13 protein-coding genes and 1 other RNA gene are annotated in these 12,668 nt (G+C 63.6%); 11 read left to right on the top strand and 3 right to left on the bottom strand.

Going from position 1 to position 12,668, the window contains the following annotated elements:
• The first annotated feature begins 237 nt into the window (after positions 1-237).
• From NXT3_RS16720 to ssrS, 3 genes are all read left to right on the top strand, one after another.
• Positions 238-507 carry a DUF4164 domain-containing protein gene (locus NXT3_RS16720; RefSeq protein ID WP_012709307.1) on the top strand — a complete coding sequence of 90 codons (270 nt, stop codon included), beginning with the start codon at positions 238-240 and terminating at the stop codon, positions 505-507.
• Between the two features lie 12 nt (positions 508-519).
• Positions 520-897, top strand: a complete 378-nt coding sequence (locus NXT3_RS16715) for a cell division protein ZapA (protein ID WP_037420080.1) — start codon at positions 520-522, stop codon at positions 895-897.
• Between the two features lie 93 nt (positions 898-990).
• Positions 991-1,150: non-coding RNA, 6S RNA (gene ssrS, locus NXT3_RS33260), on the top strand.
• A 9-nt stretch (positions 1,151-1,159) separates the two neighbouring features.
• On the opposite strand, the gene NXT3_RS16710 is transcribed toward ssrS, so the two are convergent.
• Complete coding sequence (locus NXT3_RS16710; protein WP_104839715.1) at positions 1,160-2,059, bottom strand: LysR family transcriptional regulator; 900 nt, start codon at positions 2,057-2,059, stop codon at positions 1,160-1,162.
• Here NXT3_RS16710 and NXT3_RS16705 point away from each other — a divergent pair.
• Entirely contained in the window at positions 2,049-2,357 is a 309-nt protein-coding gene (locus NXT3_RS16705; protein WP_158665342.1) for a hypothetical protein, read from the top strand. The genes NXT3_RS16710 and NXT3_RS16705 overlap by 11 nt on opposite strands.
• On the opposite strand, the gene NXT3_RS16700 is transcribed toward NXT3_RS16705, so the two are convergent.
• A complete protein-coding gene (locus tag NXT3_RS16700) occupies positions 2,352-2,561 on the bottom strand; it encodes a helix-turn-helix domain-containing protein (RefSeq protein ID WP_037420072.1) in 210 nt (69 codons plus the stop codon). The genes NXT3_RS16705 and NXT3_RS16700 overlap by 6 nt on opposite strands.
• Positions 2,562-2,830: 269 nt before the next feature.
• On the opposite strand from NXT3_RS16700, the gene NXT3_RS32045 reads away from it, so the two are divergent.
• The 6 genes from NXT3_RS32045 (at position 2,831) to NXT3_RS16675 (ending at position 10,738) form a co-directional block, all read left to right on the top strand.
• A complete protein-coding gene (locus NXT3_RS32045; RefSeq protein WP_176536632.1) occupies positions 2,831-3,412 on the top strand; it encodes a 5-formyltetrahydrofolate cyclo-ligase in 582 nt (193 codons plus the stop codon).
• A 6-nt stretch (positions 3,413-3,418) separates the two neighbouring features.
• On the top strand, positions 3,419-4,243 hold the full coding sequence (locus tag NXT3_RS32040) for a TIGR00282 family metallophosphoesterase (protein ID WP_199773305.1): 825 nt from the start codon (positions 3,419-3,421) through the stop codon (positions 4,241-4,243).
• Positions 4,244-4,584: 341 nt separating this feature from the next.
• Complete coding sequence (locus NXT3_RS16690; RefSeq protein ID WP_037388998.1) at positions 4,585-5,742, top strand: efflux RND transporter periplasmic adaptor subunit; 1,158 nt, start codon at positions 4,585-4,587, stop codon at positions 5,740-5,742.
• Positions 5,739-8,915, top strand: a complete 3,177-nt coding sequence (locus tag NXT3_RS16685; RefSeq protein WP_104839714.1) for an efflux RND transporter permease subunit — start codon at positions 5,739-5,741, stop codon at positions 8,913-8,915. Before NXT3_RS16690 ends, NXT3_RS16685 begins: the two co-directional genes overlap by 4 nt.
• Positions 8,916-9,025: 110 nt before the next feature.
• The gene (locus NXT3_RS16680; protein ID WP_104839713.1) at positions 9,026-9,865 is read left to right on the top strand and encodes an MBL fold metallo-hydrolase; all 840 of its coding nucleotides are present in this window, start codon (positions 9,026-9,028) and stop codon (positions 9,863-9,865) included.
• A 126-nt stretch (positions 9,866-9,991) separates the two neighbouring features.
• Complete coding sequence (locus tag NXT3_RS16675; RefSeq protein ID WP_037420167.1) at positions 9,992-10,738, top strand: YebC/PmpR family DNA-binding transcriptional regulator; 747 nt, start codon at positions 9,992-9,994, stop codon at positions 10,736-10,738.
• Positions 10,739-10,980: 242 nt separating this feature from the next.
• Here NXT3_RS16675 and NXT3_RS16670 read toward each other — a convergent pair whose 3' ends face one another.
• Positions 10,981-11,982 (bottom strand): LLM class flavin-dependent oxidoreductase, encoded by a 1,002-nt coding sequence (locus tag NXT3_RS16670; protein ID WP_104839712.1) that lies wholly within the window; start codon positions 11,980-11,982, stop codon positions 10,981-10,983.
• 169 nt (positions 11,983-12,151) lie between these two features.
• Between NXT3_RS16670 and ruvC the strand changes: the two genes are divergently transcribed.
• Positions 12,152-12,664, top strand: coding sequence for a crossover junction endodeoxyribonuclease RuvC (ruvC, locus tag NXT3_RS16665; RefSeq protein ID WP_037420052.1), 513 nt, complete (start codon positions 12,152-12,154; stop codon positions 12,662-12,664).
• The last annotated feature ends 4 nt before the right edge of the window (positions 12,665-12,668 follow it).

The raw sequence follows: 12,668 nt of genomic DNA, 5'->3' as shown, positions 1-12,668 counted from the left end.
GCATCGGCGGATAAAATCGGCGATCCACAGCTTGCAGCGTGCAATTGGCGACGCCGCCATTGTTGAGCCTTACGGAATGGGTTTAAAAAGGTTGATCCGAACGGCCGGAACGCTGGACGATTCGGAGCGCGGAGCGAGAGAGGTTCAGGCGATAGGCGCGGGATCGGCTCCGCCCCTTGTTTCGGGCAATGAGAAAGCGTTCGGCCTTGCTCATCCCCTCTGGAGGTTTCGAAAGAGATGCCTGCAAAGACGGTCAATGCGGCGATCGAGGAATTGCGAAACGCGGTTCAGTCCCTTGAAATCGCAATCGACGGCCGCTTTGACAAGGAAAAGGACGTGAGCGAGTTCGAGGGCGAGGTGCGCCGGGTCAATACGGACCGGTCGCGGCTGGCGCAGGAGCTCGATCAGTCGCAGTTCCGGGCCAATCGTTTGGAAGAAGTCAATCGCGAAGTGTCCCGCCGTCTGGTGACGGCGATGGAGACCATTCGGGCAGTGCTGGATCGCTGAGGTTCTTGAAGCATGGCACAGGTGACGGTGACGATCGACGGCAAGGCCTACCGCATGGCCTGCGAGGAAGGGCAGGAGGATCACCTGAGCGACCTCGCCGCCCGGTTCGATCAATATGTCGGCCACCTGAAGGGGCAGTTCGGCGAAATCGGCGACCTCAGGCTGACGGTGATGGCGGGCATCATGGTCATGGACGAACTGAGCGAGGTCAATCGGCGGCTGAAGAACCTCGAGGCCGAGGTCGGAAACCTGAAGAACAGCCGCGACGCGAACCTTTCCGACCAGGCGAGAAGCGAGGAGGCGCTCGCCTCGGCATTGGCGGACGTGACGGCGCAGATCCAGGACATCACCGCCAAGCTCAACGGCCGCCCGGCCGCTCCGGCGAACTAGGCCGCCCCGGCTCGAGACCCCCAATTGTCGGTGCGGGTGCGATTTCCGCCGGACCGCTCTGGCGAAAACGGTGAAGACGTTCTATATCTGCGGGGCGGTCTGCGCTTCCCGACAGGAACCACAATCCCCGGGGCCATACACGATCTCAAGGGAGCTGTCCCTGTCCGGACCCGTGGGTCTGGACCACACGGCGCCCACCTACTTAGTAGGCACCCGGGATCGTAAACTCTCCACCGGTCGTCGTGGATCGCACTCCTTCCTTTCAATCGGCACCCCGAAAGGCGCGACGGATGGCGTCGGCCATTGCGTCCACCGTCGGGGAGCGATGGTCCGGTCTCGTGCGCAAGACGACGTTCGACATGTCGATGATGCCGAAGCCGTCGTCTTCGGTCAGTTCGCGGCAGCCATGGGGTATGGCGCTGCGCGACAGCGCGGCGATGGCGAGACCTGAAACGACCGCGGCGATCAGGCCGCTGCTCGTGCGGCTGACATAGGCGACGCGACTGTCTATGCCCCGTTTCTTCAGACTGCGCAGGGCCAGATCATCACACCACCCGCCTTCATAATAAGTATAAGTGGCAATTGGCACAGGTCGCCGCTCATGCGTGCCGTGCTGGTCCGAGACGGCCCAGACGGTCGGATCCACCATGAGGACTTCGTTCCTCGTTCGACCGCCCGGCTCGAACACGACGGCGATGTCGATCTCGCCGGCATCGAGCGATTTCAGATTGGCCATCGAGTGCCCCTGCTGCACCGTCACCTCGACATTCGGGTGACTGGCGGCGAAGGCGCCGAGCGCTCTCGGCAGCGTTGAGTTGATGTATTCCTCCGATATGCCGATGCGGACCGAGCCGTCGAGGGCGGGCTGGCGCAGGGCTGCCGCCGTGTCGTCGAGCAGGGCGACAATCCGCCGCGCATTGTCGACGAGGCGCCGGCCCTCACCCGTCAGCACGACGCCGCGGGAATGCCGCTCGAAAAGCGGGAAGCCGAGCAGGTCCTCGAGCTTCTTGATCTGCATGCTGACGGCCGATTGCGTGCGTCGAACCGCATCGGCGGCCCGTGTCAGGTTGCCGGTATCGGCGACCGCGAGAAACGTTCTGAGCAAGTCGCTGTCGAGCGGAAGGGACATGGCGGCGCCATAAGAAATTCTGATGCCAGCCATGTTCGCAATTCGTTTGTCTCATGTCAACGAAAGCCGGAAAATCGGATTGTTCCTTCTTTCGCGAGGCCCTGTCATGCCTGTATTGGTTGCGCCCGCTTCTCCGACTTCCCGGCAATCGTCGCTGTTCGGCGCCGCGGTCGAGCGTTTGCGGCTGCGGTGGGCCATCGAGGCCCATTGGAGGCTGGTGATGGATCGCGGCGACCCGCATCTCATCAGCGACGGCGGCCTCGTCGGGATCGAGTCTTCGCCGGACGGATGGTGGCCGGATCCGGTCCGGCATTCACACTGGATGCTATGAGATAAGGTCGAGCCTTGCGGCGCGGATGACGGCTTCGGCGAGATTGTTCGCGTTGAGCTTGCGCATCGCCTCTTCGAGGGCCCGATCGATCCGTTCCACCGGAATATCGGTTTCGCGCATCATCTCCAACCGAGTCCGGCCGCGGGCTGCCAGCGAGAGGCAGCGCAGTTCCAAAACGCCGAGCTGGTCGATCCTGTCCGTCATGGACACGGGCCTGTTCTCCGAGAGCTACCGGCACGCCGGATCGCAGCTCGTCCAATCATTTGAAATCATGAAGGTAATTGCACGAGCAAAGCGTCGCGCGAAGCCGAACCGCGGCAAAAGGTGAAGATCCGGTTAATGCTGTTTCGTTTTGGGAGGGGTGGAGGACTGTCGCGAAATGTTGCAAAAGCGACGGAGACACGGGTTCAGTTCGCCTGTGAACTGCACTACCTCGTTGCAGGTTCGCACCGTTTGATGGAAAGGGATGCTTGATGTCGCCGAGGGACTTGAAAGCCGCACTGCGGACGGAGCGTCTGGCGATGCGCGACGCCATGCCGGCCGAGGCCCGCATCGAGGCGAGCCTCGCCATGGCGGATCATGCCAGCGACATCATCGCGCTTGATCCCGGGCACGTGGTTTCCGGCTTCTGGCCGATCCGTTCGGAGGCGGACATCCGGCCGCTGATGGTGCGGCTCAAGGACCGCGGGGCGCGCCTCTGCCTGCCGGTGATCCTCGACAAGAAGACCATTGTGTTTCGCGAGCTCGCCGACGGCGTGGCGGTCGTAGAGACCGGCTTCGGCACGACGGGCCCGGGGCCGGACGCGCCCGAGCTCGATCCGGACATTATGCTTGTGCCGCTTTCGGCCTTCGATGCGGTCGGCCACCGGATCGGCTACGGCGCCGGTTATTATGACCGGGCGATCGACCGCTTGCGCAGCAAAGGCCACATGCCGCGCCTGATCGGGATTGCATTCGACTGCCAGGAAGTGGCATCAGTGCCGGCGGAACCGCACGACGTGGCGCTCGACGCCGTGTTGACGGAGAGCGGTTTCCGACATTTCGAGCGGGATTGAACGGGTATGCGACTTCTGTTTCTGGGAGATATGGTTGGCAGGACGGGCCGCACGGCGGTCTGGGAGCGCCTCCCGGGGCTGGTGAGCGATCTCAAGCTCGATTTCGTCGTCGTCAATGGCGAGAACGCCGCCGGCGGCTTCGGCATCACCGAGGACATCTTCCTGGAGACGATCAGCGCCGGTGCCGATGTGGTGACGACCGGCAACCACGTCTGGGACCAAAAGGAGGCCGTCGTCTTCTGCGAGCGGCATGACCAGTTCCTCCGCCCGGCCAATTATCCGGCCGGCACGCCCGGTCGCGGCTCCAATCTGTTCTTTTCCCGCAACGGCGCCCGCGTGCTGGTCGCCAACGTCATGGGCCGGGTCTTCATGCATCCGGAACTCGACGACCCGTTCAAATGCGCCGAGGCAATCCTCGAAGCCTGCCCGCTCGGGGAACAGGCCGATGTCGTCGTCTTCGACTTCCACGCCGAGGCGACGAGCGAGAAGCAGTGCTTTGGCCATTTCGTCGATGGCCGCGCCAGCCTTGTAGTCGGTACGCATACCCATGTACCGACGGCCGATCACCAGATCTTGAACGGCGGCACCGGCTATATCAGCGACGCCGGCATGTGCGGCGACTACGATTCCTCGCTCGGCATGGACAAGGAAGAGCCGCTCAACCGTTTCATCTCCAAGATGCCCAAGGGCCGCTTCGAAGCGGCCTCCGGTCCCGCAACGATTTGCGGCGTCGGCGTCGAAATTTCCGACCGCACGGGACTTGCCGAAAAGATCGCGCCGCTCCGGCTCGGCCCGCGGCTTGGCGAAACGATGCCGGAATTCTGGTCCTGAGAATCGGCCGGCTTCGGCCGATTTCTCGGCGGACATCCGACTAGCCTGCAATCCGACGACCGCCTGCAACGCCGTGGGAGACGCTTTTTTTCAAGTGACAGGCTTTGAAAATGGTGGCAGGTTAGCGCGCAAATCAGAGCCGTTTTGAGCGGCCGCTATCGCAAGTTCCCATGTCGATCTAGAAGCCAGAGCAAAATGCGTGCGGGAAGACCGCAGGCACTCTTCCTTTTCCCGCTCTGGCACCACTCGGTGGCAATGCCCCGGGCTCGAGACTGTCGCCACGGCAACTGGACGCAAGCCGCGCCGGGCGATCTTGATATTCAAGTGCCTGGAGAACGTGCATGTTGCGAAAGTGGCGTCTGCCGGCGATCGCCGGCGTTTCCATCTCCCTTCTCATGTCGACACCAGCAGCGGCGCAGGACCCGCAACTGCCGGCGGTGACCGTCGCCAAGCCGGTGGTACGGGACGTCATCGACGCCGATGAGTTCATCGGCCGCTTTCAGGCGGTGGACGAGGTCTCGGTCCGTTCGCGTGTTGGCGGCTATCTGGACCAGGTGTTCTTTACGGACGGCGCGCTGGTGAAGAAGGGCGACAAGCTCTTCGTCATCGACCAACGGCCTTTCCGCCTGGCTCTCTCCCAGGCGGAGGCGTCGCTTGCCTCGGCGCAGTCGACGCTCTCCTTCGCCGAGGCGCAGTTCAAGCGAACCGAGTCCCTGACCGGAACCGGCACGCTTTCGATTTCCAAGCTCGACGACGACCGCCGCGCGCTGCTTGCCGCACAGGCGAATATTCGGGGCGCCGAGGCGGCCGTCGATCGGGCCAAGCTCGATCTCGAATACACGACGATCACCGCGCCGCTCAGCGGCCGCGTCGACCGGCGCTGGATATCGCCCGGCAACCTTGTCCAGGCGGACGAGACCGTGTTGACGACGATCGTCTCCCTCGATCCGATCGATTTCTATTTCGACGTCGACGAGCGGCGGCTGCTTTCCTATGCGCGCACCGCCCGCGACCGCGGCAGCGCGCTGCAGGAGGGCGCGGGCGCGCTCTCCGTGCACGTGACAATCGCCGATGCCACGGAACCGCCGTTCGAGGGAAAGCTCGATTTCTCCGAGAACAGGGTCGACACCCAAACAGGTACGATGCGCCTGCGCGCACGCTTCGAGAACCCCAACTTCATTCTGCAGCCGGGCCTTTTCGGGCGTGTCGAGGTCGAAGGCTCCAACACCTACCAGGCGATCCTCATTCCCGATGAGGCGATCGCCGCCGACCAGAACGAGCGCGTCGTCTATGTGGTCGGCGAGGATGGCAGCGTTGCGACCAAACCGGTGCGCCTCGGGCCGCGGTTGCATGGCTACCGGGTGATCCGCAGCGGCCTGACCGGCGATCAGACGATCATCGTCAACGGGATCATGCGCGCGCGACCGGGCGTCAAGGTGAAGCCTGAGCTTGTCGTGCTGCCGCAGGAAGCGGCGCAGGCGGCGGAGAACGCCCAATGAGATTTGCGCATTTCTTCGTCGACCGGCCGATCTTCGCTTCGGTGCTGTCGATCGTGCTGCTGATCATCGGCGGCATCGCCTATTTCCAGCTGCCGGTGGCGCAATATCCGGAGATCGCGCCGCCCACCATCGTCGTCAGGGCTTCCTATCCGGGCGCGGATGCGGAGACCGTCGCCAATACGGTCGCCACGCCGCTCGAGCAGGAAATCAACGGCGTCGAGAACATGCTCTACATGTCCTCCTATTCGACCGCCGACGGCTCCATGTCGCTGACCATTACCTTCAAGCTCGGCACCGATCTCGACGAGGCGCAGGTGCTGGTGCAGAACCGGGTCTCGATCGCCGAGCCGCGCCTGCCCGAGGACGTGCGGCGCATTGGGGTCACCACTACCAAGAGCTCGCCGGACCTGATGATGGTCGTTCACCTGCTCTCGCCGAACGACCGCTACGACCAGCTCTACGTCTCCAACTATGCTCGCTCGCGTATCCGCGACCTTCTCGTCCGGCTCGACGGCGTCGGCGACGTCATCCTGTTCGGCGAGCGCGAATATGCGCTGCGTGTGTGGCTCGACCCGCAGAAGCTCTCCGCTTACGGCATGACATCCGGCGACGTCGTCGAAGCGCTGCGCCAGCAGAACGTCCAGGTCTCCGGCGGCTCGATCGGCGGTCCGCCAATGTCGGGCGACAGTGCCTTTCAATATACCGTCACCACCGACGGCCGCTTCAGCGACGCGCGACAGTTTCGCTATGTGATCGTCAAGGCGACCGAGGATGGCAGGCTCGTGCAGCTGCAGGACGTCGCCCGCGTCGAGCTCGGAGCGCGCGAATATGTCACGAACAGCTACCTGAACGGCAGCCCGGCCGTGGCGCTCGGCATCTTTTCGCGTCCCGGCACCAACGCGCTCGCGGCGGCGGACGCGATCCAGGCGACGATGACCGACCTTTCCAGGGACTTTCCCGATGGGCTCGAACACCGCATCATCTACAATCCGACCGAGTTCATTTCGGAATCGATCGACGAAGTCTATTTGACGATCGGCGAGGCGGTGATCCTCGTGGCGCTGGTGGTGATCGTCTTCCTCCAGTCCTGGCGCACCGCGATCATCCCGATCGTCGCCATTCCGGTATCGCTGATCGGCACCTTCGCGCTGCTCTTCGCCTTCGGCTTCTCCCTCAACATGCTGACGCTGTTCGGATTGGTGCTGGCGATCGGCATCGTTGTCGACGATGCGATCGTTGTCGTCGAGAATGTCGAGCGCAATCTGGCGCAAGGAATGACGCCGAGAGAAGCTGCGCATGTGACCATGGACGAGGTCGGCGCGGCGGTGATCGCCATCTCGCTGGTCTTGACTGCCGTCTTCGTGCCGACGGCCTTCATTCCGGGAATTGCAGGGCAGTTCTACCTGCAGTTCGCCGTGACGATCGCGGTGGCGACGGTGATCTCCGCGATCAACTCCCTGACCCTGTCGCCGGCGCTTGCGGCCATCCTGCTGCGCCCGCATGACGATCACGAACATGAAAGCCGCAACCCGGTGACCCGTTTCGGCCGAGCGCTGGCCAACGGCTTCAACAACGGCTTCGACCGGATGGCGGACGGCTATGGCTGGGTTGTGCGCCGTCTCGTGCAGACGCGGATTGCGCTGGCCGCCGCGTTGCTTGTCTTTGTCGCGCTGCTCGGGGCCACCTGGTACATAGCGCAGGTCGTGCCGCGCGGCTTTATCCCGACGATGGACCAGGGTTACGCGATCGTCGTCATCCAGCTCCCCGACGGTGCCTCGCTCGAACGGACCGATGCCGTCGTCCAGCGTGCGTCGGCGATGATCCGGGAAGTCCCGGGGGTGAGGGACGCCGTCGCCTTTGCCGGCTTCAACGGCGCGACCTTCACCAATGCCTCGAACTCCGGCGTGATCTTCACGCCCTTCGACAGCTTCGACGAGCGGCTCGAACAGGGCCAGAGTGCCAACCAGATCATCGGTCAGATCTTCGGCGCGATGCAGGGCATCCAGGAAGCGTTCATCATCGCCGTGCCACCGCCGTCGGTGCGCGGCATCGGCAATTCGGGCGGTTTCAAGATGCAGATCATGGACCGCCAGAGCGCTGACATGCGCCGCGCCCTGGGTCTTGCCTTTCAGATGATGGGAGCGGCGAACCAGACCGAGGGGCTGACGGGGGTGTTCACCACGTTCTCGGCCTCGAGCCCGCAATTCTTCCTGGCGATCGACCGCGACAAGGCGCGGGCGCTGAACGTGCCGATCCCCAACATCTTCGAGACCCTGTCGATCAATCTCGGCACGTCCTACGTCAATGATTTCAATGCATTCGGCCGGGTCTATCAGGTCCGCGCCCAGGCCGACCAGCAGTATCGCGTGGAGCGCGACGACATCCTCGCGCTCAAGGTCAGATCGGCTTCCGGCGCGCTGGTGCCGCTCGGCACGCTCGTCGAGATTCGCGATACGAGCGGCCCCGCGCTGGTGCAGCGCTACAACATGTATGTCTCCGTTCCTGTCCAGGGCAATGCGGCTCCGGGTGTCTCGACCGGCACGGCGCTCGACAAGATGGAGGCGCTAGCCGGCCAGATCCTGCCACAGGGGACGACCTTCGAGTGGACCGAACTTGCCTTGCAGGAGCGCCAGACCGGCAACACTGCTGCATTCATCTTCGCGCTGTCGGTAATCTTCGTGTTCCTGGCGCTGGCCGCGCAATATGAGAGCTGGGTGCTGCCGCTGGCGATCATCCTGATCGTGCCGCTTGCCGTTCTCGCCGCCCTCATCGGCGTTTCGCTCAGGGGAATGGACAACAATGTCCTGACGCAGATCGGCCTTATCGTGCTGATCGGCCTTTCCGCCAAGAACGCGATCCTGATCGTCGAATTCGCGCGCCAGGGCGAGGAGGAGGGCAGATCGCCGATCGAGGCAGCGATCGACGCAAGCCGGCTCCGGCTGCGGCCGATCCTGATGACCGCCTTTGCCTTCATCCTCGGCGTCGTTCCGCTGGTGATAGCGACCGGTCCCGGCGCCGAAATGCGCCAGTCGCTCGGCACGGCGGTTTTTTCCGGCATGCTCGGCGTCACCTTCCTCGGTCTGTTCCTGACCCCGGTCTTCTATGTGACGCTGCGTTCGTTCCGCCGCAAGCGGGCGCCGGCCCCGGAGGCGGCGGGCGCTCCGGCGGAGTGACGCAAGGCCCCGCAATGACGCGATTGTGAGCGGAGGGCGACCTTTGTAAGTGGACGGCGCCGCGGGCTTGAATGATCCTGCGCGGCGCTTGATTGCGTGAGAGGTTGAGGATGCTGCTGCGATACCTTGCCTACGCCCTGGTCGCCATCTGGTTCATCCATGCGCTCTGGCCGGAGCCGGCCCATGCTCAGGACGTGTCCGCACCGTTCAGCCAGTGCCAGGCGATCGCCGCAGCCACGCCGGCGGCGACCTTCGTCAGCTTCGCAGCACCCGAGGTCGCGCCTGTCGCGGCGGCGGCCGACGGCGAAGTCACCATCACCTATGTCGGCCACTCGACCTTCCTAATCGAAACGCCGGGCGGGATTTCGATCGCCACCGATTACAACGGCTGGTTCCGGACCGCGACGCCGCCCGACGTCGTGACCATGAACAAGGCCCATTCGAGCCACTATACGCTGACGCCGGACCCGGCGATCCGTCACGTGCTGCATGGTTGGGGCGAGGATGGCGAGCCGGCCGACCACGATCTCGTCGTCGGCGATACCTATATCCGCAACGTGACGACCGACATCCGCTCCGGCTTCGAGGGCATGGAGCCGGACGGCAATTCGATCTTTATATTCGAGGTGGCAGGACTCTGCATCGGTCATCTCGGCCACCTCCACCACGAGCTCGACGACAGCCACTACCGGCAGATCGGCCGGCTCGACGTTTTGATGGTGCCCGTCGACGGCGGCCTGACGATGGGGGCGGAAAGCATGAGCCGCGTCACGTCGCGGCTGCGCGCCGCGCTCATCCTGCCGATGCACCGGCGCGGACCGCCGATCGGCGATTTCCTGGCGATGTTCGGCGACGACTATGACAAGAGCTTCGCCACCGGTCCGAGCATCACGGTTTCGCTGCGCACTCTGCCGAGCAAGCCGCTGATCCATGTGCTCCAGGGGGTTTGACGGGCGGAACTGCATTTGCGCGTGAGTCGAATTACGCGTGCCGGAACGGTGGCCCTGCTGGACGAAAAGCGGCAATGAAACTATAAGGCGCCCGATCCCAACAAATTCATGCATGCAGAGGGCGTCATGGCTGGCCATTCACAGTTCAAGAACATCATGCACCGCAAGGGCCGTCAGGATGCGGTGCGCTCGAAAATGTTTTCCAAGCTCGCGCGCGAAATCACCGTTGCCGCGAAGACCGGCCTGCCCGACCCGGGCATGAACCCGCGCCTCCGGCTCGCCATCCAGAACGCCAAGGCGCAGTCGATGCCGAAGGACAATATCGAGCGCGCCATCAAGAAGGCTGCCGGCGGCGACGCGGAGAACTACGAAGAAGTCCGCTACGAGGGCTATGGCCCGGGCGGCGTCGCCGTCATCGTCGAGGCATTGACCGACAACCGCAACCGCACCGCCTCCAATGTCCGCTCGATCTTCACCAAGGCCGGCGGCGCACTCGGTGAAACGGGTTCGGTGTCCTTCTCCTTCGACCGCGTCGGCGAAATCACCTACCCGCTTTCGGCCGGCGACGCCGACAAGGTGATGGAAGCGGCGATCGAATCGGGCGCCGACGACGTGGCGACGGACGAGGAAGGCCACACGATCATCTGCGGTTTCGAAGATATCGGCGACGTTTCGAAGGCGCTCGAAGGCGTGCTCGGCGAAGCCGAGACCGTCAAGGCGATCTGGAAGGCGCAGAACACAGTGCCGGTCGACGAGGAAAAGGCACAGTCGCTGATGAAGCTCATCGACAACCTCGAGGACGATGACGACGTCCAGAACGTCTATTCGAACTTCGAGGTGTCCGAGGAAGTGCTGGCGAAGCTTTCCGCCTGAGGTCTGTTCGGCGCTGGGCAAGCGGGCGTAATACCCCCCTCTGCCCTGCCGGGCATCTCCCCCGCAAGGGGAGAGATCGGCAAGCGGCGATGTTCCGCTCAATCAATTGCTCGTCACGCGAACCGTGAAAACTGGTCTCTTTGACATTCGCAAACTCAGTGCCAGGCAGCGCTTTGCTTCTGGCCGATCTCCCCCCTTGGGGGAGATGCCCGGCAGGGTAGAGGGGGTGGCACCCTTTGCGGTCAAGCAGCCCGCGCCAAATCCGCTTGCGCCTGTGCGAATAGCTTCAGCGAGTGCAGCCGCTTCTCCATGTCGAAGATCGGCATGGAGACGATCAGCTCGTCGGCCCTGGTGAGATCGACGAAGGACGCGATCTTGCGGCGGATGGTTTCGGGACCGCCGACGACCGCATAGCTCATCGCATGGTCGACGAAGATTTTTTCGTCCGGAGTCCACAGCCCCTCCATCGACCGGACGGGCGGCGGGAAGCGACCACGCGCATTGCGGCGAAGCGCCAAGAAGGATTGCTGCATCGAGGTGAAAAGATAGTTGGCCTCCTCGTCCGTGTCGGCCGCAACGCCCATGACGCCGACCATCACCTGCGGCTTGTCGAGCTGCGGCGACGGCGTGAAGCGCTCGCGATAGATCTCGAGCGCGGAGAGCAGCATATCCGGCGCGAAGTGCGATGCGAAGGCGAAGGGAAGGCCGAGCATGCCGGCGAGATGGGCGCTGAAGTGGCTCGAGCCGAGCAGCCAGATCGGCACGTTCGAATCGGCCCCCGGCACGGCGATGATTTTCTGATCTTCGCTGACGGGCCCGAGCAGCGCCTGAAGCTCCACGACATCATTCGGGAAATTGTTCGAGCTTGCTTCCATATTGCGCCGGAGCGCCTGGGCCGTCCGCATGTCGGTGCCGGGCGCACGGCCGAGGCCGAGATCGATACGGCCGGGATAAAGGGCGGCAAGCGTGCCGAATTGCTCGGCAATGACGAGCGGCGAATGGTTGGGGAGCATGATGCCGCCGGAGCCGACGCGGATGCTCTGCGTCGCCGAAGCCACATGCGAGATGACGATCGAAGTGGCGGCGCTGGCAATTCCCTTCATGCCGTGATGCTCGGCCAGCCAGAAGCGCCTGTAGCCATTCTCCTCCGCTGCGATCGCCAGCCGGCGCGAGTTTTCCAGCGACTGGGCGACGCTGCCCCCTTCGGTAATCGGCGACAGGTCGAGAACGGAAAAGGGCAGCATGGCAAACGCTTTCAATTAAGAGAAATTGATCGATCGCAATGTAGGTTCAAGTTTCTTTGCGCCAAGGCCCCGCCTGCGTTTTTCCTTCGGCGGATGTCGTTTCTGTGTAATGTTTTTGTTTTGTTCACTTTTTGCTGGCAGCGTCCCGTTGACCGACATAGGGTGAGCCATGCAGACGACGATTCGCATCATCGGCATCGATCCGGGCCTGAGACGCACAGGCTGGGGCATTATCGAGACGCTCGGCAATTCGCTGCGTTTCGTCGCTTCCGGCACGGTGACCTCCGACGGCGAGATGGACCTTGCCTCGCGCCTCTGCCAGTTGCACGACGGGCTTGCCGAGGTGGTGCATGGCTACCAGCCGCACGAGGCGGCGGTGGAACAGACCTTCGTCAACAAGGACGCGACGGCGACGCTGAAGCTCGGCCAGGCGCGCGGCATCGCCATGCTGGTTCCGGCGCGCGCCGGCCTCCGGGTCGCCGAATATGCGCCGAATGCGGTGAAGAAGGCGGTAATCGGCGTCGGCCATGGGGAGAAGCAGCAGATCCATATGATGTTGAAGGTGCTGATGCCCAAGGCCGAGTTCAAGGGCAACGACGCCGCCGACGCGCTTGCCATCGCCATCTGCCATGCGCACAACAGGCAGGCGATCACCAACCGCCTTGCGGCGCTTGCGGGGTAGGGCA

This window comes from Sinorhizobium fredii (genome assembly GCF_002944405.1).
GTDB classification, from domain to species: Bacteria; Pseudomonadota; Alphaproteobacteria; order Rhizobiales; family Rhizobiaceae; genus Sinorhizobium; species Sinorhizobium fredii_C.
This window is presented reverse-complemented; position numbering and strand designations above follow the sequence as displayed.